The organism is Xanthomonas sp. 1678 (assembly GCF_031455575.1).
Taxonomy (GTDB): domain Bacteria; phylum Pseudomonadota; class Gammaproteobacteria; order Xanthomonadales; family Xanthomonadaceae; genus Xanthomonas_A.
The window spans coordinates 40,095-62,520 of the sequence record NZ_JAVDSZ010000006.1 but is presented as its reverse complement, the minus strand read 5'-3'; the positions used below and the strand labels follow the sequence as shown (position 1 = coordinate 62,520).

Sequence of the window (22,426 nt, the reverse complement as noted above, 5' to 3'; positions counted from 1 at the left end):
CCGGTAACACCCGGTCGCGGCTGAAGCCGCTCCTACAGAAAGCAAAGCAACGCACAGACCGCCTCGCGCCGCCACGTACAACGACAGACCAGGAGCTCCACATGCCCTCCCGCCGCGATGTCCTCCAGTTGCTCGGCACCACCGCCGGCGCCGGCCTGCTCGCCACCGCCGTGCCCGGCTTCGCCGCCGCGTCCAGCGCGGCGGCGGCCACGCTGCCCAGCAAGCGCCCGCCGCCGGCGAAACGCCACTTCGTCAGCGCCGCGGTGGAAAAGCACCTGCGCACGATCAAGGCCGACATCGGCGATCCGCGCCTGGCCTGGCTGTTCGAGAACTGCTACCCGAACACCCTCGACACCACCGTGCGCACCGGCACCCGCAACGGCAAGCCGGATACCTTCGTCATCACCGGCGACATCGAGGCGCTGTGGCTGCGCGATTCCTCCGCACAGGTGCATCCGTACATCCCGCTCGCCAAGCGCGATCCGGCGCTGCGGCGCATGTTCCATGGCCTGATCCAGCGCCAGGCCGCCTGCATCCAGCTCGACCCCTACGCCAATGCCTTCCTGCCCGACGGCACCAGCCAGCGCCTGAAGTGGTCGGTGGCCGACATCACCGAGATGAAGCCCGGCGTCGGCGAGCGCAAGTGGGAAATCGATTCGCTGTGCTATCCGATCCGGCTCGCGCACGAGTACTGGCGCGCCAGCGGCGACACCGCGCCGTTCGACGACGACTGGCGCGCGGCGATGCACGTGGTGGTCAGGACCTTCCGCGAACAGCAGCGCCTGCACGACCGCGGCCCCTACAGCTTCCAACGCCCCTCGCCGCTGGCCACCGAGACCCTGGTGCTGGAAGGCTACGGCCAGCCGACCAAGCCCAACGGCATGATCCATTCGATGTTCCGCCCGTCCGACGATGCCTGCGTGTATCCGCTGTTCGTGCCGGCCAATCTGTTCGCGGTGGCCTCGCTGCGCCAGCTGGCGACGATGAGCGAGACGCTGCACCGCGATACCTCCTTCGCCGCCGAGTGCCGCGCGCTGGCCGACGAAGTGGAGACCGCCACGCGCAAGTTCGGGCAGATGCGCGATACCGACGGCCAAGCATTCTGGGCCTACGAAGTGGACGGCTACGGCAACCAGCTGTTCATCGACGACGCCAACGCGCCGGGCCTGCTGAGCCTGGCCTACCTGGGCTGCTGCGATCGCCGCGATCCGCTGTTCCTGCGCACCCGCCAACTGGCGTGGAGCGAGCGCAATCCGTATTTCTACCAGGGCCGCGCCGCCACCGGCGTAGGCAGTCCGCACAGCGGCATGGGCACGATCTGGCCGATGGCGATCATGCAGTACGCGCTGGCCAGCGACGACGACGCGCAGATCCGCCAGTGCCTGGCCTGGCTGAAAACCACCGACGCCGGCACCGGCTTCATGCACGAAGCCTTCGACAAGGACGACCCGAGCAAATTCACCCGCGACTGGTTCGCCTGGGCCAACACCTTGTTCGGCGAACTGATCATCGACCTGCATCAGCGCAAACCGCATCTGCTGAAAGCCTGACCACCACCGCCCCCTGTAGGAGCGGCTTCAGCCGCGACCGAAACTCACCGGTAACGCCCGGTCGCGGCTGAAGCCGCTCCTACAGAAAACCATCCCTCTCCGCTGCACACCCCGAGGACAGCACCATGGCCACACGACGCGGTTTCCTGCAGGGCGCCATCGCCCTGGCCCTGTTCGGCAGCAGCGGTATCGCCCGGCTGGCGCAGGCGCGCGCCGGCAGCTACGCGCTGCCCGCCGACGCGCGCGCCAAGGCCGCGCTCACCCGCCACGTCGACGTGTTCATCGGCACCGGCGGCCACGGCCACACCTTTCCCGGCGCCACGCTGCCGTTCGGCATGGTGCAGTTGAGCCCGGACACCTACAACGCGGTGTGGGATTCGTGCTCCGGCTACCACGAGTCCGACGGCTCGATCATGGGCTTCTCGCACACCCACCTGTCCGGCACCGGCATCGGCGACATGCTCGATTTCCTGGTGGTGCCCGCCACCGGCGACGTGAAACTGGTGCCAGGCACGCTGGAAGATCCCGACGCCGGCTACCGCTCGCGCTACGACCATGCCGACGAAGCCGCCTCGCCCGGCTACTACCGCGTGCGTCTGAAGGACAGCGGCGTGCACGCCGAGCTGACCGCCACCGCGCGCGCCGGCCTGCACCGCTACCACTTCCCCACGGGCAAGCCGGCGCACCTGCTGCTGGACCTGTGCCACGGCATGCAGGACAAGCCCGAGATCGCCACCCGGGTCAGCGACGCGCAACTGCGCATCGTCGACGCCAGCACCCTCACCGGCGGGCGCCGCGTGTACCAATGGGCGAAGGGCCGCTATATTTACTTCGCGATGCGCCTGTCGCGTCCGTTCGCCAACGCGCAGCTCTACTCCGAAGACCAGCCGCTGGCCGCCGGCGCGCGCCAGGCCGACGGTACCCACCTGAAGGTGGCGCTGCACTATCCCGATGCGGCCGACGCGCCGCTGCTGGTCAAGGTCGGCATTTCCGCGGTCAGCGCCGAGAACGCCCTGGCCAATCTCGACGCCGAACTGCCCGACTTCGATTTCGCGCGCGTGCATGCCGCCGCGGTGGCCGCGTGGGAGAAGGAACTGGCGCGCGTACGCATCGACACCGACGACGACACGCAACGCCGCATCTTCTACACCGGCCTGTACCACAGCCTGCTCGCGCCGACCCTGTTCAGCGACACCGACGGCCGCTACCGCGGCATGGACCTGCAGGTGCACCAGGCGCCCGCCGGCTACCACAACTACAGCACCTACTCGCTGTGGGACACCTACCGCGCGCTGCATCCCTTGTTGACCCTGGTGCAACCCGAACGCGTGCCCGACCTGGTGCAGTGCCTGGTGCGCGGCGCCAACGAATGCCCGGACGGCGTCGGCATCTGGCCGCTGCAGGGCGTGGAGACCGGCTGCATGATCGGCTACCACTCCGCCGTGGTGCTGGCCGAAGCGCACGCCAAGGGCTTCACCGGCATCGACTACGCCGCCGCCTGGCCGGCCTACCGCAAGCGCGCGATGGACGACACCACGCACGGCCTGGGCGAGTACCGCAAACTCGGCTACATCCCCAGCGACACGGTGGACGAAGCGGTCAGCCGCACCCTCGAATACGCCTACGACGACTGGGCGGTGGCGCACCTGGCGCAGGCCGCCGGCGCCGCCAAGGACGCAAGCGCCTTGCGCGAACGCTCGCGCAACTACCGCAACGTGTTCAATCGCAAAAGCGGCTTCGTGCAGCCACGGCTGAGCAACGGCGACTGGGCCGCCCCGTTCGATCCGCGCGCGATGGGCCACATCGCCAAATGGCGCGACTTCACCGAGTCCAACGCCTGGCAGGCCACCTTCCTCAACCAGCACGACCTGTACGGCTACATGGAGCTGTTCGGCGGCCGCGACGGTTTCGTCGCCAAGCTCGACGAACTGTTCTCCACCAGCTCCGAACTGCCGGCCGACGCACCGCCGGACATCGACGGCCTGGTCGGCCAGTACGCGCACGGCAACGAGCCTAGCCACCACGTCGCTTACCTGTTCGCCTACGCCGGGCAACCGTACAAGACCCAGGCGATGGTGCGGCGGCTGCTGCGCGAGCAATACCACGACGCGCGCAACGGCCTGTCCGGCAACGAGGACTGCGGGCAGATGAGCGCCTGGTTCGTGCTCAGCGCCCTGGGCTTCTACGCCGTGGACCCGGTCAGCGCCACCTACGTGCTCGGCAGCCCGCTGTTCAAGCGCGCCGACGTCGACGTCGGCAACGGCCGCACCCTCAGCGTCGTCGCCCACGGCAACAGCGCCGCCAACGTCTACATCCAGCGCGCCCGCTGGAACGGCAAGCCGTACACCCGCAGCTGGCTGCGCCACGCCGACCTCGCCGCCGGCGGCACCCTGGAACTGGAGATGGGCCCGAAGCCGAATCCCGCCTTCGGCGCCGCCAAGGAAGACCTGCCGCCGTCGTTCGTTTGAAGCGCACCCTCCTCGCCCCTGTAGGAGCGGCTTCAGCCGCGACCGAGACTCTCCGGTAGCACTCTCTGTCGCGGCTAATGGCCCGAGGCCACCCAGAGCCGCTCCTACAAAAACCCAACGCCCCCGCCAGAGACCCCCACATGCTGCGTCACTCCCTGTCCGCCCTTGCCCTGTCGCTCCTGCTCACCCTACCGGCATCCGCACAGCCGACGCACGCATCAACCTCCTGGCCCGCCTTCTCCACCCAAGGCGAACACTTCACCCGCGACGGCAAGCCCTACCAGATCATCTCCGGCGCCATCCACTTCCAGCGCATCCCGCGCGCCTACTGGAAGGACCGCCTGCAGAAAGCGCGCGCCATGGGCCTGAACACCGTGGAGACCTACGTGTTCTGGAACCTGGTCGAACCGCGCCAAGGCCAGTTCGACTTCACCGGCAACAACGACGTCGCCGCCTTCATCGACGAAGCCGCCGCGCAGGGCCTCAACGTGATCCTGCGCCCCGGTCCGTATGTGTGCGCCGAATGGGAAGCCGGCGGCTACCCCGCCTGGCTGTTCGCCGAACCGGGCATGCGCGTGCGCAGCCAGGACCCGCGCTTCCTCGCCGCCAGCCAGGCCTACCTCGACGCCGTCGCCGCCCAGGTCAAGCCGCAGCTCAACCGCAACGGCGGCCCCATCATCGCCGTGCAGGTGGAGAACGAATACGGCTCCTACAACGACGACCACGCCTACATGCAGGCCAACCGCGCCATGTTCGTCAAGGCCGGCTTCGACCAGGCCCTGCTGTTCACCTCCGACGGCGCCGACGTGCTCGCCAACGGCACCCTGCCCGACACCCTCGCCGTCGTGAACTTCGCCCCGGGCGAAGCCAAGAGCGCCTTCGACACCCTGGCCAAGTTCCGTCCCGGCCAACCGCAGATGGTGGGCGAATACTGGGCCGGCTGGTTCGACCAATGGGGCGCCAAGCACGCCGCCACCGACGGCGCCAAACAGGCCAGCGAATTCGAATGGATCCTGCGCCAGGGCCATTCCGCCAACCTCTACATGTTCGTCGGCGGCACCAGCTTCGGCTTCATGAACGGCGCCAACTTCCAGAAGAACGCCAGCGACCACTACGCCCCGCAGACCACCAGCTACGACTACGATGCCGTGCTGGACGAAGCCGGCCGCCCCACCCCCAAGTTCGCCCTGTTCCGCGACGCCATCACGCGCGTCACCGGCGTACAACCGCCCGCCCTGCCCAAACCGATCCGCTTCGCCGAACTGCCGGCCACCCCGCTGCGCGAATCGGCCTCGCTGTGGGACAACCTGCCCGCGCCAGCCGCCACCACCGACAGCCCGCAACCGATGGAGCGCTTCGGCCAGGCCTACGGCTACATCCTCTACCGCACCACCGTCACCGGCCCGCGCAAGGGCAGCCTGTACCTGGGCGACGTGCGCGACTACGCCCGCGTCTACGTGGATCGTCAGTTGGCCGGCAGCGCCGAGCGTCGCCTGCAGCAGGTCGCCGTGGACGTGGACATCCCCGCCAGCACCCACACCATCGACGTCCTGGTGGAAAACGGCGGCCGCATCAACTACGGCGCCCACTTGGCCGACGGCCGCGCCGGCCTGATCGACCCCGTCCTGCTCGACGGCAAGCCGCTGACCGGCTGGCAGACCTTCCCGCTGCCGATGGACGCCCCGAGCAAGCTCACCGGCTGGACCACCGCCAAGGTCGACGGCCCCGCCTTCCACCGCGGCACCGTCAAGATCGGCACGCCCACCGACACCTTCCTGGACATGCAGGCCTTCGGCAAAGGCTTCGCCTGGGCCAACGGCCATAATCTAGGCCGGCATTGGAACATCGGGCCGCAGCGGGCGTTGTATTTCCCGGCGCCGATGCAGCGCAAGGGCGAAAACAGCGTGATCGTGTTTGATCTGGATAGCGCGGCGGAGGCGAGTGTGCGTGGGGTTAAGGGGCAGGTTTGGAGTGCGCCGGGTAATTGAGTTATCCGGAGAACGCGCCGTCCGGTAAATCTGGATGGCGCGGCATCAAACAACTTGTCTACGAATTAAGGCCGCCGGCGGTTACGCCGAGCGGCCTTTAACTTGTGACGGCCGTCAACAAGTGATAGCGTCGGCCTTGTGCGGGGATGCACTGGGGAATGGACACGGGGTTAGGCGCAGGGATTATGCGACAGCGCGCTGGCGAAGATCGAACTTGGGATGCGCGCTGTTCCGAAAGGTAGTGATATCGGCGCGCTACACACCTGCTTTACAAATTATTTTTCACAAATAGTAGTCAGATCTTGCATGGAACCAAGTTAATAACCTGGGAGAGAAAGCATGAAGCTTGTAAAGCTAGCCACCGTTGTGATCACCATTCTCGTTTCGGGCTGCGCAAACTTTCACGCACCATCATCCAGAAAAGAGCTTAAGGCAGGCCAGAGTTACTGGATGAGTTACGATGCCTCACGAAGAGGCGCGATAATTGTTCCCGAAGATTCCAAGATAAAAACCTGCGCGGAACCCGGGCCGGACGTGGGAATGTCTTTTATTAACACCCTAAAGGGCGACTTTAAGTTTCCCGGAGAGACTTCTGCAACTGGCGTTGAAGCAGCGCTCAAAGCAACGGCGATGGCACTTGCAGGCCGAGATAATGTAGTGCTTCTTGCAAGAGAGGCACTGTTTCGAATTTGCGAAGCAAACATAAATGGGGCCATACCCCCATCGGATGTCAAAGCATTGTTCCAAGATGTTTTCAAACAGGTAACAGAGATTGCAGTGGCGCAGGCCAACAAAGCGAAAAGCGAGGCAGATACTGAAAAGTCGCGAGTCCAGCAGCTGCAGATTATGCAATCAAAATAGCTATTGCCACTTCAAACAACACCTAAAAAACTGTTCAAGCCAAAATTACTTCGTTCCAGCAAAGGCTCAGTCGGGAAGTAGATCGCGGATGCGATCCCATTGATCGTCTCGCGGGGCGTAGCGACGTGCCATTGCAGGGAGATGCAGGAAGGGCGATAAGCATCGCCTATCTGAGCAATTGATGAGAGACCCTAGGGTAGGGAATCCATCACTGCTCGAAGATCGTTCAGCTAAGATTTGGAAAAGCAAGCTGTTGCAACGGCGCAACCAAGTTCCACAGGGGGAACGATGCATAGAGGTTTTCAGATTGAAGGTCTTTCCGAGTCCTTTGGGTCTTCGAGTAGCATGCGTGGGCGCGCGATCCACGATCACCAAAGCTCAGTCGTGAGAAGCACTCTGGATGCTTACCTCACGGAAGACGGAATTTTGGACGCAAAAGCACTCAGCAAGGCTTGGTTCCCCGCCATCAAAGCTGACGTCTTTATATCTCACTCTCACAATGACGAGGCCAAAGCACTTCGGCTGGCAGGCTGGCTCGAGGAAAATTTCGGCCTAAATTCATTTATTGACTCGACGGTGTGGAGTAGCGCAGATGCGCTGCTAAAAAAAATCGATGATAAATATTGTATACACAAAAATGGCACGAGCTATGATTACGAGAAGAGAAACCTTTCGACGAGCCATGTGCACATGATGTTGGCGATGGCAATCACAGAAATGATTGACCGCTGTGAATGCTTGTTCTTCTTAAATACACCTGCATCTATTACGCCGGGGAAGACGATCAACGAAGCTAAGACTTCATCGCCCTGGATTTATGCAGAGATAGCCATTTCAAAGACGATCCAGAAGAGGCAATTGCCCACTTCCCGGAGGATCGTAGAGTTCGCAGCCATGGACTCGGTGTCAAATGAGTCGGACGGATCAATTCCATTGATCCATGAATTGGATGTGGCGCATCTGTCGCGAATAAGCGAGATGCAACTGCTTGTCTGGTCAATTAAAAACAGTGCCCCTCCTCGGGACAATCCGCTTGATGCCCTCTATGAGCAAATACCGAACAGAAAGTACCCCCTTCTGAAAAATGGATTTTGAAATGAGCTATCGAAATAAAACTTATATCGCCTTCGCAAGTGAAGACATCAGGTCCTATCGTTTGATGGAGGCATGGAGAGACAATGATAAGATTGACTTCAATTTCTATGACGCGCACGATCTTTTTGAGGCTAGGGACACAAGTAAACCAGAGACCATCAAGCGAAACCTGAGAGAGCGCCTGAAAAATGCGAAGCAGGTTGTGTTGCTTGGTAGCGATCACGCAAAAACAAAGGGTGGCGACGGTAAATCATTCCTCGCACACGAGATTGAAGTCATAAAAGAGTTCGATCTCCCGGTTGTGGTTGCAAATTTGAACCAATCTCGAAATATCGCCACTCAATTCATTCCCAAGCCGCTCTTGGACGCCAACTATTACACCATGTCGGTGTCGTTCCAGATGAAAATCATAAAATTTGCTTTGGATAATTACGTCGATTTCTACCCATCTAAAAAAGGTCAAGGCCCGCACTACTATGAGTCAGCAATTTATACAAATCTTGGCCTGTAGGGGTAATTAATAATGGGAGAGCTGCGCCAAGACATGAAGACGCGACGCTTCTGGAAGAACTATATTATAAAGTCGTTCGCTGTATTGGGCACAATTGTTGCTGCCATTAGAATAATGGTGCTATTCTTTCCCGCACGGGCTGAGCTACTTGACGGCATATCGTTTGTAGCCACACTCCTTTTATCACTAGCAGTCGGCCTGTATTTGAATTGGCCAAATCCAATCCAGGCTGAATACTCCTCCCCAAAAACCAAGATAAAAATAATCAAGGGTGATATTTTCAGCCAAAGTGGAAGTATAGTCATCGGCGTCTGCAACACGTTCGATACTGAAACTCCACATATCATTGAGCGCAAAAGCCTTTTGGGTCAAGCCATCGACAAGCTTTATGAAGGCTCATGGAAAGAGCTGGATAAACAGATCGGTGAGGCTCTGGTGGCTAAGGTTCCAGTCTCCCATATTGAAAAGGAAGGGAAGAAAGAGAAATATGAAATAGGGACCACTTTAACGGTCAGGCAGGGCGGGAAGAAAATCTATCTGTCAGCATACGCTGATATGGACAAGGACAATAAAGCGAGTTCGCAGATCGAAACACTGACAAAGAGCCTATTCGACTTGTGGGCTGAGGTTACAACGAAGGGAAATGGTCAGCCTGTATCTATTTCGCCCTGGGGTGGAGGGCTCTCGAGAATTTCAGGCGTGCTTCCAGCACAGGACTCAATTAGGCTCATCATTCTTTCCTATATGTTTTGTTCAAGAAAGGAAAAAGTATCCGATGAGCTTACTATAGTCGTTCCTGATGAGGAATTTAAACAACTGGACCGATTGGAGTTGCAAGCCTTCTTGTCTTCTCTGAGGAACTCGTAATGGGCGAGACCAGCATTGAGCTTCCTGACGACGGCGCGTGTGCCTTCTGTGCATATCTCAGGGGAGATCGTCCCTACACGATCTTGGGGCGAGATGACTTCACCGCAACGCTGGTGACGCGCGAACAAAGAGGCGTCCCACATCTGCTGGTCATTCCGATTGCCCATCGACCAACGCTATTGGAGCTGCGAGACAGTGAGAGCCTCGCGTTGATGACCGCTGTTCGGGATGCAGCTCGTCTTATTGACAAAGCATATGAGAGGCCTGGTATCGCGGTTTGGCAGAACAACGGGAAGGACGCGAACCAAGCCATTAGCCACCTTCATTTCCACGTTGCTGGAACGCTTGATGAGGGGGGCACAGAGTGGGGGAAGGTGAGGGAGATCTCGGTGGCCGAAACGGATGAAATCGCTACGAGGCTCCGGAACAGCAATATGGGGTGAAGTCAGTGCTATGCCAGAAGCGGGGTCAGGTTGACTTCCTAAGTGAACCCAACTCGTTACACGATCCGAGCCAAGACACAGCGCTTCGCAAGCATCAGGCCCGCATGAAGCATCCAACTCAACGGAAAACGAAAACAGGGGTCAGAGTGCACTTTCCTCTCCTGTCACCCGGGCCTTCGGCGGCCTACCCATTCGCGCAGCGGGCCCGACACGACGGCCAAGCTGGCGCTCGATGGCCGCACAGAAGCGGTCGTTGCCCAGCGCGTGTTGGCGCTGCAGATTGAGACGGATGCCAGCTGTCTCGTCCGGGTCGATGGCATCCAGAACGAAGCGACGATAGTGGTGTACGCGGTCGGCGACCGGGGCAATGGCTAGATAGCCCCCATGCGGTTGCACCAGCGCATTGGCTTGACCGAGTCCGTTGCAGGAATGGCTCGACCAACGATAGTCCGCCGGATCGGCAACCATTCCAGCCCGTACCGGGTTGAGTTCAATGTAGCGGTAGCAGCGGAGCAAGTAGATCTCCTCCTGTACGGGGCACGATTTGTAGCGGCCTTCCCAGAGGGTGCCGGTGCGACGGTATTGAGTGTTGATATAGCGCACATAGCGGCGTCCAAGCGACTGCATCAGCGTTGACGCCGCACCGGTCTGCTGACTGGTGAGCAGCAAGTGCACATGGTTGGTCATCAACACATAAGCATGTACGGCGATCCCAAGCTTGAACGATAGCTCGTGCAGATCTTGCAGGTAGCGTATACGGTCGATGTCGGTAAAGAAACATGGCTGCCGGTCATTACCCCGCTGCACGACATGCTGAGCGACACCGGGTAGATCCAGTCGGGGACGGCGTGGCATGTGCGATCCTTCGCTCTGAGGCGGGATCAGCGTCGCGCATCCAAACGAGCCGCCCCATCGGGTAACATCGAGAGCCTGTGTAGGGAAAGTGCACTCTGACCCGCTTTCTTCGCTCTGACCCCAGCTTTCTTCGGCACGCCCTCAAGTCAAATGTTAGGACTCATGAAAGCTCTGCTGCTAGCGGCTCTCTTATTAATCTCATCCATGCCTGCCTCTGCTCAGGAGCATAGAGAATTCCTGTCTTGGTACAACGGCTGGACGGTTCACACCATCTGGGGCATCGGGAAAATCTACGGCAGTTACTTCGGCACGACAGTGAAGTGCGGAAATTTCACAATTCCGGTGCATCCGATCTACGACACCCATCAACACTCCACTCCGCCAACAGCTAAACAAACAAGCGAGTATGCAGCGTCGGCAAACTCTGCGCTCCTACATGCACTTGATGCAGATGGAACCAAATGCGCGTTCCAACTCATCAAGTGAAAGCAAGGCACAGGATTTACTTTCCTCCAGGACGCTGGGCAACAACTGGGAGATCCAGCCGGGGGTGGCGTGGCATGTGAGATCGTTCGCTCTGCGGTCAGGAACAGCATTGCGCATCCAAACAAACCATCCCATCTGGCAGCCTCGTGAACTTGGCAGAGAAGTGCACTCTGACCCCCGTTTTTGTTTTTTCAGGGCGATTACACGCTATCCCGCAGCCTTCTGGACACGATTTCACGTCAAGGCGTAGTATCGTCCACCGTACAGGAGGTTCTTTCATCGCATATCGCGGAGTGAGGCCTAAATTTGTTTAAGCCGAACCGCTTCGCGGGCCTGCTTACTTCAGCGATCAGACTTATGAAGCTCTCAAGCACAATATTCACTTTAATTGCAGCCTTCTCACTACTTGCCGCCTGTTCCAAGACAACAGCACAGCCTCCTACATATCAAAATTCTGCGCCAGTGACTCAAGAAGAAGTTACATCAGTCACCATGCATCGCTCAGCCTGTTATGGAACATGCCCTGTCTACACAGTTACCATCAAAGCGGATGGCACTGTTGAATTCAATGGCGATCAGCACGTCCTAATTCCAGGCAAGTCCAAAAGTTTCGTCGCCAAATCCGATTACGACTACCTTGTTAGCTCGATCGATCGACTTCAATTTTCAACTTGGAAAGGCCAATATATATACAAAGAAGACGGCTGCAAATCTGTGTGGACGGACAATCCAACAGTAGACATCACAGTAACGGGGAAAAAAGGCAAAAAACATGTGTCGTATTATTACGGATGCCGCGGCTTCATTCTCGCCCCGAAAATCGATCTACTGTCTAAGATCATCGATGACGTCGCCGGCACCTCTAAGTGGATTGGCCTAGAAAAATAGACGAGACAGGGATTCGGAGTAGTACAACGGAGTCAGGCTACTTGAAAGCCAATCTTCGCTTTACAGCCCAAACCAGTTGACATCCCCAAAATCCAATAGCACCATTCCTCCAAGGAGCGTAGAAACTCCTCACGTAGCGGCACCCACCTCCGTCAAACCGGTGGGTTTTTTGTGCCTGTTCGCAGGCACACTCCGACGCGCTGTCTGCGTCGGGAGGGCGGTGAATACAACACCCTTCGGGGAAATAAGCCCGCCGGCTCTCTGCGGTTTCTAACCTCCCGACATCCCGTCGCCGTTCGGCGCGGGTTCCTGTCTGCCAAGGAGGCTGTGCCATGCGCCAACCGTCATCCCGCCCCGCCGCTCCCCGCAAGCGCAAGTCGCACAAGCATCGCCACTGCCCACAGTGGACGATCGCCGAATCGGCGCTCATCCCCATGCTGACGCCCGAACAGGTCGCCGCCGCCGAGGCCGCCGATCGTGCCCGCGCATCGCGCGCACCCCGCCGCCCACGCCCGCCGCAGCAGTGCACCGTCGGCTGCGGCCACTCCGTCAACGGCAAGCGCACGCCGGCGCTGCGCCTGGGCGGCCGCTGGATGGAGGAACTGGGCTTCACCATCGGCAGCACGCTGCGCATCACAGTGCGCGATGGCCAATTGGTGGTCACGGCAGCCGGCAAGGATTGAATCGCCCGCCGCCCGCCGAGGCACCCGTTGTGTGTGGCCACATACCCTCCCAGCATATGCCGCGGCTTTTAGAGAGGCGGCGCCAGGCTACACACGATGCGCTCTGCAATCTCTAAGATTGCATGATCTGGCATCGCTACTGCAGAAACGGGGTCAGGTGGATTTCCTAAGTGAACCCGACCCGCTGGATTCACACCATTTTATCGTCAAATAGTAGGCCCTAAATGGAAGGTCAGTTACCAACCCAGCAAATGCCATTCGTCTGGTGCGACTTCAATGCCTGTGGCTGGGCGGGCAACGGAGACAGGAGCTACTACGCACTGGATCGGGACAAGCTGGCTGCCATCGATGCCCATGACCGAATGCTGGTGTTTCTGTACGACACAGACGAGCCTGGCACCATCCTAGGATGTGTCGCTCAACTTCAGCACGTGGCACTTAGCGGTTTCGTCGGGTGGCGTGCTGAGCCCGTTGCGGGCACCGACTACCGTGGCCCATTCCCCGCTCCTCTCGTGGGTGGATTTGGTGCCTGACAATTCGTTGAAGTATTACACGCCCGTTTTACACACATTTTTTCGTCGAACAGTAGTTAGGCAGAATCGGCAATGACCCAGCAAGCCTGTGAAAAGCTTCTTTCGAACCTCTCGCCTGCAGAGCAAGCCCAATTCCTTACGCTATTGGGTCACGAACTCACCATCCTTGGACGTTCCTCATACGAGTTCCAAGGCCCTGGCGTCACCAACCCCAGGTTGCTCCGCGACCTCAATGAGATACAACATCGCGTTCACAGGCAGCTATTCTCTCTGACATCACGTGGCGAGCCGGATTTTGCCCCTGACCTGCTGGCATCTTGGCTGTTTGCGGAGAGCAAGCCATACCTTCAACCAGGTTTGGCGTTTGCATTCGAGCGGGCAGCTCGGCGCTTTCGGGCTGCTGCTGCCTAACAATTCAGTCAAGCCGAACCCGCTTCGCAGGCCGGCTTAACTCAGGCGCTAGAGGGCATACGGCGGTTCAACGGCTAGGCTGAGATACAACCAGTGTCGATGAACTCTCTTGGGATGGCAGCCCCCTCGGAGGCCAGGTAGACCAGTGTGCGGCGGATGGGCGCTCTATCTGCAGCCCGCATCATGCGGGCACGCTCTGCAGCACACGTTGAAGCACCGTCGCTGCGGCCTGGGGCTTGCCGAGCGCAAGGCTGCACGCGGCCATGGTTCGCAATTTCGGCCGATCGGCCATCAACCGTTCGATCTTGTAGTCGAGGCCAATGTCATCGTAGGCCAGCCATGCCGCGCCTTCTTCCATCAGGAAGCCTGCGTTGTGTTCTTCTTGGCCAGGGATCGGCGAGATCAGCAGCATCGGCTTGCCCAGCGCCAGGCATTCGGACACGGTGAGGCCGCCGGGCTTGGTGACGACCAGATCGGCAGCGGCCATGAGCTTGTGCATCTCGTCGGTGAAGCCCACCGCAATCATCCGGCCCGGATGGCGAAGCGCCAGCGCCGCCAGTCTGGCGTGCGTTTCGGCATTGCGGCCCGCCACGGCGATTACCTGGAAATCGCTTGCCATGCCCAATGCACGTTCGACCATGCTCGCAAGATCGCCAACGCCAGCGCCGCCTGACGCCATCAAAAGCGTGGCATGCGATGGCTCCAGCCCCAGGGCGGCCGCGCAAGCGTCGCGCTCCAGCGCAGGGGCGTCGGGCTTCGAGAATGCCGGCATCACCGGAATTCCTGTGACGTGCACACGGTCGGCCGGAATGCCGCGTGCGCGAAGCCGGAACGCGACCTCTTCGTTCGCCGCCAGGTAGCCGGTCATCTCGGGAACGAGCCACATGTTGTGCAGGTCGTAGTCGGTGATCTGCAACCAGACGGGGTAGTCGAGGCGACCGTTCCTGCGTTCGCGCATCAGCAACTCGGCCGGCAGGAAATGGGTGCAGATCACGGCATCGGGCTTCGCGTTTCGAATCTCGCGCAGCAGCGCGCCGGTGCTCAGTCGCTCGATGCCGCGGCGCAAGCGCTGCGACGCCGCGTGGTGCGGCGTGACGTCGCTGCGCTGATGCAGATACGACCAGAGTTCGGGCGCGCGATTCACGAGCTGGATGTACCAATCGGCGTAGACACTGCGGAACGCCCCTGACACATTGGCCATGGCGTCGATATGTACAGCCGTGCACGAGGGAGCGAGAGAGTGTGCGGCGGCAGCGAGCGCCTGCGCTGCGCGCACGTGGCCATTGCCGGCGCTTACACTGAGGATCAGAACTTTGGTCATGGCTGGAGGTCGGTGGTTGGCGTCGGGGGATTAAATTGGGAAAACAGGGCGCAGATTTTGAGGTTTCCCCAGCTTTAGTTCTTGGCAATCAACATCGTGCAGCGGCGTTGGTCTGCAAAACGCGCGCATGGCGCGATCTTCACGGTTACCACACCGATGAGGATCGCCAACAACGGCCAGAGGAAATATCAGTTTCAAGCACATATTCCTCTGGCCCCACTGTCGAGCCCCACCATTGCCCTTAACGCCAGGTCGACTTACGGCGCCAGATACCCGCTCACGTCCTCGGCAGTGCGCTGCATGTCGATCGCCAGCAGGTCCTTGAGGATCGCGGTGTGGCCGGATCCAGCAATCACCAGCACGCGGTGGCCGGGTTGGGCGGCCTTCTGCACGTTGGCATACATGCGGAAGTTGCGGTGCCACCAACTGGCCGCAGCGTCGGCACCGGCAAAGCTGCCACCGGCATCCACGGCATTGGTGCGGATGTAGAGATTCTTGTTTTCGCGGTCGCGCGCGGGATCGTTCGTCAGGCGCAGCAGCTCGTGCAGCGGCAACGTCGATTGCTCGCGATCGGCGCGCGCGGAAAGATCCTTGAACGTGGCATCCATCGTCGCCTGCATGGCCGGGTCGTTCGCCTTGATGTAATCGAACATCGGATCGGCGTCCCAGCCGACCTGGCCCTCGTCGAAGCACGTCACTCCCGCAATCCCCGAGGCTTTGGCGACGCGGAAGCCGATCTGGTGGACTTCGTTAGCTGGCAGGGTCGACTGACCGTCGCGGTAGCGGGCAAACGCGGCGTCGTAGTTCGCCTGCTCGGACGGCTCGCACTCCACCAGTACGTCGGTGGGGCGAAACGCCGCGATCCGTGCGGCAAGGCCCGCAAGGTAGGCCTGGTTGTCTTTCGACATCACGTCGGAGACCTTGAACTTCACCATGTCCCGGCCCGGATTCTCGAAGTGGAACGAGCCAAGCATCATCACAGTCGCCGGCGCGACGGGCGCCTGCGTCGCGGCGGCGGCGAGCGCGGGCAACGTGGTCAGGCAAGCGGACAACGCGGCGACAAAAAATCGATGGGCGTTCAAGGTGTTTGCTCCAGTACGGTAAAGCCGGTGGCGGCTGCGGCATTAGAGCACTCGTTTGAGCGTTGGGCATAGGGTTGCCGATCGCCGGCTTGGGCAGGCAAACAGCCGACACACGAACTCGCCATTGTGCTGCTGCTTCTGCTACCACGTCCAAAGGACTCAGCACTTTGCCGGCTGCCATCCCGCACACAGCGCATCCGCAGGGCGACAGAACACGCGCTCGCCGCGGCTCAGCGACCCGGCCACAAACTTCACTTGCACAGGTGTGCCCACCGCAGGGCACCTAGCGCTAGTAGGCATCCAGAGCGCGCTTGCTGCCTGCTATTGCACCAGGTTCCCAAAGAAGTAGCGCTTCCCTACATCGAAACGCATGGGCGAGGACATGTACTTGTCCAGGATGGTGGCGGCATTGCGCGGCAGGAACTCGGCGTTTTCCCCGTAGAATCCCGAACAATCGACGCCCGAATACACCTCGAACTTGCGCCGCCAGAGCAGGAAATCACTCCAATCGATCCACTCGTCGGTGGCTTTGGGAACAAGCGCCTTTCTCATCAACCAAACCTGCTTCTCCATATCGACGGGCTCGCCCGCCAGGACTGCAACTCGGTCGCTGCCATGGGTATCGCTCAACGCGGCAAGTCGCGCCTCGACAGCCCGCCTGTAGTCGGCCTTGCCCAAGCCCGTATCGAAGAACGCTGGCTCGCCTTCACGGACATCGAGCAGGTTGGATATGTTCGCCTCGATGGCGTCCCGGTCGGCGCGCCGATCAAGCGAACACCAGGCTTCGACCATGAAGGGGATCAACCAGAGCACCCCTGACCATTGCGCCGCCAGGCTGGCCTCGATGCGCAGATAGCGGGGCCCGTCGATCATGAGTTCGGCGAGGAACTCCAGGTCCGCATCAAGCCCTGAATCGGCGATCAAACCCAGGCAGGCCGACACCAGGGTCGGATCGTTGTCCTTGTCCACTATCCACTTTCTCAGCTGGGATACGTGACTGTAATCACCATGCGTCGCACACTCCATGATCGACGCAAGCGCGATCCAGGGATTGTCGCTCAAGCATCCGTCTGGCGACACCATCCCTTCAGGTGCGGAGTTGGAATAGTGGTACCCATGCCCTTTCCAATAGAAGCAGCCCTGAAGAAATGTCGGCCTCTGGGGGTGCTGGTAAGTAGTGGTGCGCATCGCTAGGGCTTCGGATCTATTGGCGCGTTTGCCTTGAAGTGTACTCAACTACGCTTATGACCGACGGTGCGCTAAGCTGCTCGATCCCTCGCTGCTCGACGGCAAGCCGCTGACCGGCATACAAAACTCTTCCGCTGCCGATGGACGATGCGAGCAAGCTCAAGGCTGGACCACGCCAAGGTCGAAGGCCCGCTTTCCACTGTGGCAGCGCCATCAAGATCGGCGCGCCCACCGCCCACCGCACGTCCCTGGATATGCGTGACTTCGGTCAAGGGCTCCGCCTGAGCCTAGGGCCGCGATCTTGGCCCCCGCGGGAAGATCGGCTCGCAGCAGGCGACTGTACGCCCGTGCCGGTGCAGCGCAAGCGACAACAGCGTGAACCACCGCCCTATAAGATCTATTTTCGAGGAAGCTCCACATGCCTGAAACACCGTTGAATGGCCTCATCATGCGCACTGCAGTAGTACGTCTACCCGGCCTTGGTTATATCTATGCCGCAGACCCTAAAAAAGAAGCCGATGAGATTCCACATGCTATTACGTTCAGATACAAGGACGGTACTTTTACCAGAGGCGAGGCCAACTATGACGCCCATTCGTTAGCCATTGTTTCTCAGCCTGAGCTAGGACTCATTGCCGTATCTGGCGCCGGCTATTACTCAGCCATCATGGCAAGCGGCACCACTGCCGGCGACATATTCGACGACAGCACACCTGCACCCAAAGCGCCAAGAACGGGCGGTATTCGCAGCGTGGCGGCGATCGACGGACAAGCCTTTGCGGTTGGCCTGAGGGGCATGGTTTACCGCTTTGACGGCCCCAAACGCTGGATACGGATCGATGATGGCCTACCGGAAACGTTCGATGCGCAGGCGATTCATGGCTTTTCAAATACAGAAATCTATGCAGTCGGCCGGGATGGCGCGATATGGCGATTCGACGGACATGACTGGCACCCTTGCGAATCGCCAACGGCGGTGACGCTCACATCGATCAAGTGCGCGCCTGATGGAACGGTGTACATAGCGGGCCACCGCGGGGTGCTGCTGCAAGGGCGCAAGGATATGTGGAGCGTCATCGATCAAATAGCAGTCTCCGATGATATCTTGGATCTTGAATGGTTTATCGACACCCTTTACGCCTCTACCATGTCGGATGTCTATCGGCTGAAACAATCGCAATTAGAGCCTGTGAACTTCGGCGATGATCGTCCAGCGTCCTGTTACCAGTTGAGCGCCACCAGTGACGTGATGTGGTCGAATGGCGAGTCCGATCTTATGTCTTTCGATGGAACTGAATGGACGAGGATCGTTTGAGCAGCTGTCTGGCTTTGAGCAATGGGCCTTCCCCGATAGGCTACTTGCCTTCAATGGGTGCATGACGTCAGAATTTCCGATCGTCCGACAGGGAGCGATGAGCATGGACTTACATGACCACCCCACCTTCGATTGGCTGCAATTCCCGGAGGGGCGCGCCAGGTTTTCAGGCGGCGTACGCGGCATCATGGATGAGCAGGGCCATGAGACGTTTGCCGTCGAAGTGGATGGCGAAGAATACTTCGGCGAGATCCAGAATGCATTCCTGCCGAATGGCAATGACTACAACATCGAGGTCGTCTCATTTGGCTATGGCCGCGACGGCGACATCGGAATGCCGATGCAGGGAAGGACATGTCGGGTCTTCACGGCAGCACAAGCAAGCACCATTCAGTCCCTGACAGTCCAATTGATCGCTGCTGGCATTCAATTTTCGGGCAGGCCTTCTTTGCTGAGGGAATATCCGGATGCGCACTTCATGGGCCACGTGACCTTCAGGAAGGGCTGGGCTTTAGTTACGGGTGATGAGACCACTTCGCAACCATCGCGTCTTTCTTGAAATCCCCGCTGTGATGGCAGAAGCTATCATCGAGTCGTAGAGTAGGAGCTCGCAGGTCGGGCACCAAGCGAATCGCCTGATCGGACCTGGCAACTGGAAGCCCGCTTGCAAGGTTGTAATTTCCGATGACCCAACATGGAAGACTAAGCATGGACTTGTCCAACCACCCCACTTTCGATTGGCTGCAGTTCCCAGAGGGACGCGCCAGATTTTCAGGCGGCGTGCGCGGCATCATGGATGAACAGCGTCATGAGACGTTCGCCGTCGAGGTGGATGGCGAAGAATACTTCGGCGAAATTAGAAGAGCCTTCCTGCCGAACCACAATGACTACAATATTGAAGTCGTCTCATTTGGCTATGGCCGTGACGGTGACATCGGAATGCCGATGCCAGGCGCATGCCGTGTCTTCACTACAGCGGAGATCCACGCTGTTCATACACTAATCGTTCGACTGATCACTGCCGGTACACATTTTTCGAATAGACCCACGCTGCTGAACGAGTATCCGAATGCCCACTTCATGGGTGAAGTTTTCTTCAGGGACGGCTGGGCCTTAGTCATGGATGACGGGGTACGCCATGAGTGACGACTACTCCAAACAGATCGAGCAGATAAAGAAGGCAGCTTCTCTTGAAGAAATTCAAGCGATCGCGCGCCAGTATCCTGCCAAAGCCATAGGCGAAGGTGGCATTCTCTACAGTCGCCCAATCGGCGACGTGTCATCCGAGGTGATCGCCAAGGAACTCGCGAGTAAAACCGGCGAGCCCATCATCAACAATACTGCGCGCGCACGATTCCTTGGGAACAAGGATGTCGAAATGGCGATCGCCGACGCAGCTGAGCGCATATTCACGGTGCAAGGACAAGATCTCGATCAAGTCGAGAAGTCCGTGGCAGACTTCCTGTATGGCAACCCGAAGGCCGCTGCTCGAAGCGCCACTTCACTGGAAGGCTCCCTTTGGGGCGAAGCCTCCAACGAGTTCGCAGGTTCGCTGCGCGGCGACATCAAGGTGGTCGCCACCAACGCCAACGTAGAACGGGTTTTCGGCAAGGTGGAACTGCCTGCCGTGCTGGAGAACCCCAACGTCAGAACCCTGGGCGGGCAGCCAGTAAGTGAACTGAAAGCGCTCTACGCCCAAGGCGGCGCCGATGCGGTGCTGCCCAAGGTGCAGGCGCAGTTCATCGAGGCGGCGTCCAAGGGCATTTTCGTGGCGCCCGACAATGTGGGAGCGAAGGTCACCAAGGTCTCGCTGTCGCAGGAGGTTGCCGCGACCCTCGGCGCAGATGCCGCCAAGTTCCCGCCCGCTGCCGAACTGGCAAACGCGGGCTTGACCCGTGCGCCCACCGGATTCAGTGCGCCTGCGGCGTCGGTGGGAGAAGCGGCCATCACCGGTGAAGCGGTGGCGGCGTCCAAGGGCCTGCGTCCCGGCATGCTGGCGAAAGGCGGGACCGTGATCGCGGTGGCCGCGCTGGCGTACGACTTCTCCACCACCGGCCATCAAGTGGTGAAGCTGGAAGCGCAGGGCAATACGACAGGGGCGGAGTCGGCCAAGACCCATTTCATCGGCCGCAATGTCGGCGGTATCGGCGGCGGCATCGCCGTCGGCTTCCTGGCCGGTGCCGGCTATGGCCTGGCGGGCGGCTCGCCGAGCGGCCCGGGCGCGCTCGTCACGTCGGCGATCGGCGGCGTGGCTGGCGGCGTCGGCGGTGCGTTCCTGGGCGAGAAATGGGCTCAGCAGAAGGACATCGATAGCGTCTTCACCCAGAAGGACCGGGACGGCAACGAATGGAGCCGCGATCCCAACGATGCGAAAGGCACCTGGTCGCGGGTGGCCGAGACGCAGCAGATCAAGGCCACGACCACCGCGGCATCGCCGGACAGCGGAAGCGCCACCTACAGCAAGGTCAGATACGTGGCCGGAGACGTGCTGGCCAACCAACTGAACTACAAATCCGCCAACGCGTCCTACGAATTGGGGCTGGCGAATCTGTCGCAGCCGCAGAACCCGTATTCCATCCCATCCGGCAAAGGCGAAGCCCGCAGCCTGGACGGGGAAGGAAACTGGAACCGCGACCCGCAGACCCACGCCTGGTCGCGGACGGTCGTGGACCAATACATCGAGCACGGCATGAAGGTCACCCATGCCGAAATCGCCACCCCGCAACGCGCGGCCGAGCTGGACCAGGCCTCGAAGCTGATCATCGCCCAGAACGCGGCCAACACGCCGGCCGCGATCGCGGGCCGCTACGAAGTGGCCTACAACCAGTTCGGCTGGCACCAGCACGGCGACATGCCAGCCGCAGTGAAGCACGCCAGCGCGCAGACGGACTCCCTGCAGGCATCCGATGGCCACACCTACACCCGCGGCGCCAATGGCGAGTGGGCGACGCCGGGCATGATCTACGGCACCAACCAGGCGCAGGGCAACATCCGCGACGAATTGAACGAAGTGCACCGCAGCCAGCAGGCCGGGTTGCAGGAGTACGCGGCCATGGCAGCCGAAGCGCAGGCCAATCCGACGCTGCCGAAAGCCACGACGATGCGCGGCATGGTGGCCGGCACCTATGCCGCCGCCGGTATCGCGCGAACCGACGCGGAGATCGACGCCGCCACGGCCGCCGTCGCCCGCACGCACGCCCACGACGGCCTGGATGCCGGCAAGCCGTACTCCCTGATGCTGCAGCCCGATCCCAAGACCGACCGTCCGGGCCCGAACAGCGCGATCGTGACGATGATGGACGATGGCCGCGACGGCTTGCTGTCCGACAGCAAGATGGTGCCCAAGGCCATCACGACCGCCGCAGAGATCAAGCAAGCGCAACAACCGGCGCTGGACGGCCAGAGCCCGGCGATCAAGGGCGAGGCCAAGCCAGCGGAACCCAAGCCGCATGCCTCCCTGCCGGCGGGCGGCTCGCCGACGGCCGCCGCTGCCGAGCACACCGACAAACAGGCACCGGCCCTGGGACAACTTCCCCCGCACGATCAGGCGCTCTTCGCGAAACTCCGCAGCGATACGCCGCCACAGGTCTCGGACGATCACGTGGCCCGCGCCATGCTGCTGAGCAAACAGGAGGGCATGACGGACGCCAGCACCATCGGTGGCGTGCGGATGGCGGGCGACACGCTGTGGGTGACCGGGACCACGCCGGGATTCAGGGTGTCGGTCAATACCAACGAACCTGCGCCCCCGCTGCAGGAAACGTCGCAGCAATCGCTGGCCTTCAACCGAGCGCAGGAGCAGCAGCTTGCGCAGGACGCGACGCAGCGACATCAGGACAGCCTTGGTCGTGGCGGACCGACCGTCTGACGACCAGGCCGCG

The 22,426-nt window shown here is 60.5% G+C and carries 19 protein-coding genes; 15 read left to right on the top strand and 4 right to left on the bottom strand.

The window, feature by feature from the left end; all coding sequences use genetic code 11:
• The first annotated feature begins 101 nt into the window (after positions 1-101).
• The 8 genes from J2Y70_RS12410 (at position 102) to J2Y70_RS12375 (ending at position 9,783) form a co-directional block, all read left to right on the top strand.
• Positions 102-1,550, top strand: coding sequence for a glycoside hydrolase family 125 protein (locus tag J2Y70_RS12410; protein ID WP_309917865.1), 1,449 nt, complete (start codon positions 102-104; stop codon positions 1,548-1,550).
• A gap of 125 nt (positions 1,551-1,675) precedes the next feature.
• A complete protein-coding gene (locus J2Y70_RS12405) occupies positions 1,676-4,018 on the top strand; it encodes a GH92 family glycosyl hydrolase (RefSeq protein WP_309917862.1) in 2,343 nt (780 codons plus the stop codon).
• 140 nt (positions 4,019-4,158) lie between these two features.
• Positions 4,159-6,006: a beta-galactosidase gene (locus tag J2Y70_RS12400; protein ID WP_309917860.1), complete on the top strand. Its 1,848-nt coding sequence runs from the start codon at positions 4,159-4,161 to the stop codon at positions 6,004-6,006.
• A 339-nt stretch (positions 6,007-6,345) separates the two neighbouring features.
• On the top strand, positions 6,346-6,867 hold the full coding sequence (locus J2Y70_RS12395; RefSeq protein WP_309917857.1) for a hypothetical protein: 522 nt from the start codon (positions 6,346-6,348) through the stop codon (positions 6,865-6,867).
• Positions 6,868-7,251: 384 nt separating this feature from the next.
• Positions 7,252-7,962, top strand: coding sequence for a hypothetical protein (locus tag J2Y70_RS12390; RefSeq protein WP_309917854.1), 711 nt, complete (start codon positions 7,252-7,254; stop codon positions 7,960-7,962).
• 1 nt (position 7,963) lies between these two features.
• On the top strand, positions 7,964-8,473 hold the full coding sequence (locus J2Y70_RS12385; RefSeq protein ID WP_309917851.1) for a TIR domain-containing protein: 510 nt from the start codon (positions 7,964-7,966) through the stop codon (positions 8,471-8,473).
• Positions 8,474-8,506: 33 nt separating this feature from the next.
• The gene (locus tag J2Y70_RS12380) at positions 8,507-9,340 is read left to right on the top strand and encodes a macro domain-containing protein (RefSeq protein ID WP_309917849.1); all 834 of its coding nucleotides are present in this window, start codon (positions 8,507-8,509) and stop codon (positions 9,338-9,340) included.
• Positions 9,340-9,783 (top strand): HIT family protein, encoded by a 444-nt coding sequence (locus J2Y70_RS12375; RefSeq protein WP_309917846.1) that lies wholly within the window; start codon positions 9,340-9,342, stop codon positions 9,781-9,783. Before J2Y70_RS12380 ends, J2Y70_RS12375 begins: the two co-directional genes overlap by 1 nt.
• Before the next feature lie 141 nt (positions 9,784-9,924).
• Here the strand turns inward: J2Y70_RS12375 and J2Y70_RS12370 are convergent, their stop codons facing one another.
• Positions 9,925-10,638 (bottom strand): transposase, encoded by a 714-nt coding sequence (locus J2Y70_RS12370; protein ID WP_309917843.1) that lies wholly within the window; start codon positions 10,636-10,638, stop codon positions 9,925-9,927.
• Between the two features lie 162 nt (positions 10,639-10,800).
• Between J2Y70_RS12370 and J2Y70_RS12365 the strand changes: the two genes are divergently transcribed.
• From J2Y70_RS12365 to J2Y70_RS12355, 3 genes are all read left to right on the top strand, one after another.
• Complete coding sequence (locus tag J2Y70_RS12365) at positions 10,801-11,124, top strand: hypothetical protein (RefSeq protein ID WP_309917840.1); 324 nt, start codon at positions 10,801-10,803, stop codon at positions 11,122-11,124.
• Between the two features lie 357 nt (positions 11,125-11,481).
• Positions 11,482-12,012: a DUF6438 domain-containing protein gene (locus J2Y70_RS12360; protein ID WP_309917837.1), complete on the top strand. Its 531-nt coding sequence runs from the start codon at positions 11,482-11,484 to the stop codon at positions 12,010-12,012.
• A 434-nt stretch (positions 12,013-12,446) separates the two neighbouring features.
• Positions 12,447-12,695: a SymE family type I addiction module toxin gene (locus tag J2Y70_RS12355; RefSeq protein ID WP_309917834.1), complete on the top strand. Its 249-nt coding sequence runs from the start codon at positions 12,447-12,449 to the stop codon at positions 12,693-12,695.
• A gap of 1,125 nt (positions 12,696-13,820) precedes the next feature.
• On the opposite strand, the gene J2Y70_RS12350 is transcribed toward J2Y70_RS12355, so the two are convergent.
• The 3 genes from J2Y70_RS12350 to J2Y70_RS12340 all read right to left on the bottom strand — a co-directional run bounded on the left by J2Y70_RS12350 (position 13,821) and on the right by J2Y70_RS12340 (position 17,104).
• Positions 13,821-14,960 carry a glycosyltransferase gene (locus J2Y70_RS12350; protein WP_263395343.1) on the bottom strand — a complete coding sequence of 380 codons (1,140 nt, stop codon included), beginning with the start codon at positions 14,958-14,960 and terminating at the stop codon, positions 13,821-13,823.
• A 257-nt stretch (positions 14,961-15,217) separates the two neighbouring features.
• The gene (locus J2Y70_RS12345) at positions 15,218-16,042 is read right to left on the bottom strand and encodes a DUF5694 domain-containing protein (RefSeq protein ID WP_309917830.1); all 825 of its coding nucleotides are present in this window, start codon (positions 16,040-16,042) and stop codon (positions 15,218-15,220) included.
• 321 nt (positions 16,043-16,363) lie between these two features.
• Positions 16,364-17,104 (bottom strand): hypothetical protein, encoded by a 741-nt coding sequence (locus J2Y70_RS12340; protein ID WP_309917827.1) that lies wholly within the window; start codon positions 17,102-17,104, stop codon positions 16,364-16,366.
• A 544-nt stretch (positions 17,105-17,648) separates the two neighbouring features.
• Between J2Y70_RS12340 and J2Y70_RS12335 the strand changes: the two genes are divergently transcribed.
• The 4 genes from J2Y70_RS12335 (at position 17,649) to J2Y70_RS12320 (ending at position 22,413) form a co-directional block, all read left to right on the top strand.
• Positions 17,649-18,545: a hypothetical protein gene (locus tag J2Y70_RS12335; RefSeq protein WP_309917824.1), complete on the top strand. Its 897-nt coding sequence runs from the start codon at positions 17,649-17,651 to the stop codon at positions 18,543-18,545.
• A gap of 103 nt (positions 18,546-18,648) precedes the next feature.
• Positions 18,649-19,104: a hypothetical protein gene (locus tag J2Y70_RS12330; protein WP_309917822.1), complete on the top strand. Its 456-nt coding sequence runs from the start codon at positions 18,649-18,651 to the stop codon at positions 19,102-19,104.
• A 149-nt stretch (positions 19,105-19,253) separates the two neighbouring features.
• Entirely contained in the window at positions 19,254-19,691 is a 438-nt protein-coding gene (locus J2Y70_RS12325) for a hypothetical protein (protein ID WP_309917819.1), read from the top strand.
• Positions 19,684-22,413 (top strand): hypothetical protein, encoded by a 2,730-nt coding sequence (locus tag J2Y70_RS12320; RefSeq protein WP_309917817.1) that lies wholly within the window; start codon positions 19,684-19,686, stop codon positions 22,411-22,413. The genes J2Y70_RS12325 and J2Y70_RS12320 overlap by 8 nt, the downstream gene beginning before the upstream one ends.
• The last annotated feature ends 13 nt before the right edge of the window (positions 22,414-22,426 follow it).

Coding starts and splice junctions, on each gene's coding strand:
- J2Y70_RS12370 (WP_309917843.1), bottom strand. CDS start 10,638: ATGCCACGCCGTCCCCGACTGGATCTACCCGGTGTCGCTCAGCATGTC.
- J2Y70_RS12360 (WP_309917837.1), top strand. CDS start 11,482: ATGAAGCTCTCAAGCACAATATTCACTTTAATTGCAGCCTTCTCACTA.
- J2Y70_RS12330 (WP_309917822.1), top strand. CDS start 18,649: ATGGACTTACATGACCACCCCACCTTCGATTGGCTGCAATTCCCGGAG.
- J2Y70_RS12335 (WP_309917824.1), top strand. CDS start 17,649: ATGCCTGAAACACCGTTGAATGGCCTCATCATGCGCACTGCAGTAGTA.
- J2Y70_RS12410 (WP_309917865.1), top strand. CDS start 102: ATGCCCTCCCGCCGCGATGTCCTCCAGTTGCTCGGCACCACCGCCGGC.
- J2Y70_RS12365 (WP_309917840.1), top strand. CDS start 10,801: ATGAAAGCTCTGCTGCTAGCGGCTCTCTTATTAATCTCATCCATGCCT.
- J2Y70_RS12380 (WP_309917849.1), top strand. CDS start 8,507: ATGAAGACGCGACGCTTCTGGAAGAACTATATTATAAAGTCGTTCGCT.
- J2Y70_RS12375 (WP_309917846.1), top strand. CDS start 9,340: ATGGGCGAGACCAGCATTGAGCTTCCTGACGACGGCGCGTGTGCCTTC.
- J2Y70_RS12320 (WP_309917817.1), top strand. CDS start 19,684: ATGAGTGACGACTACTCCAAACAGATCGAGCAGATAAAGAAGGCAGCT.
- J2Y70_RS12350 (WP_263395343.1), bottom strand. CDS start 14,960: ATGACCAAAGTTCTGATCCTCAGTGTAAGCGCCGGCAATGGCCACGTG.
- J2Y70_RS12325 (WP_309917819.1), top strand. CDS start 19,254: ATGGACTTGTCCAACCACCCCACTTTCGATTGGCTGCAGTTCCCAGAG.
- J2Y70_RS12400 (WP_309917860.1), top strand. CDS start 4,159: ATGCTGCGTCACTCCCTGTCCGCCCTTGCCCTGTCGCTCCTGCTCACC.
- J2Y70_RS12355 (WP_309917834.1), top strand. CDS start 12,447: ATGCTGACGCCCGAACAGGTCGCCGCCGCCGAGGCCGCCGATCGTGCC.
- J2Y70_RS12405 (WP_309917862.1), top strand. CDS start 1,676: ATGGCCACACGACGCGGTTTCCTGCAGGGCGCCATCGCCCTGGCCCTG.
- J2Y70_RS12395 (WP_309917857.1), top strand. CDS start 6,346: ATGAAGCTTGTAAAGCTAGCCACCGTTGTGATCACCATTCTCGTTTCG.
- J2Y70_RS12385 (WP_309917851.1), top strand. CDS start 7,964: ATGAGCTATCGAAATAAAACTTATATCGCCTTCGCAAGTGAAGACATC.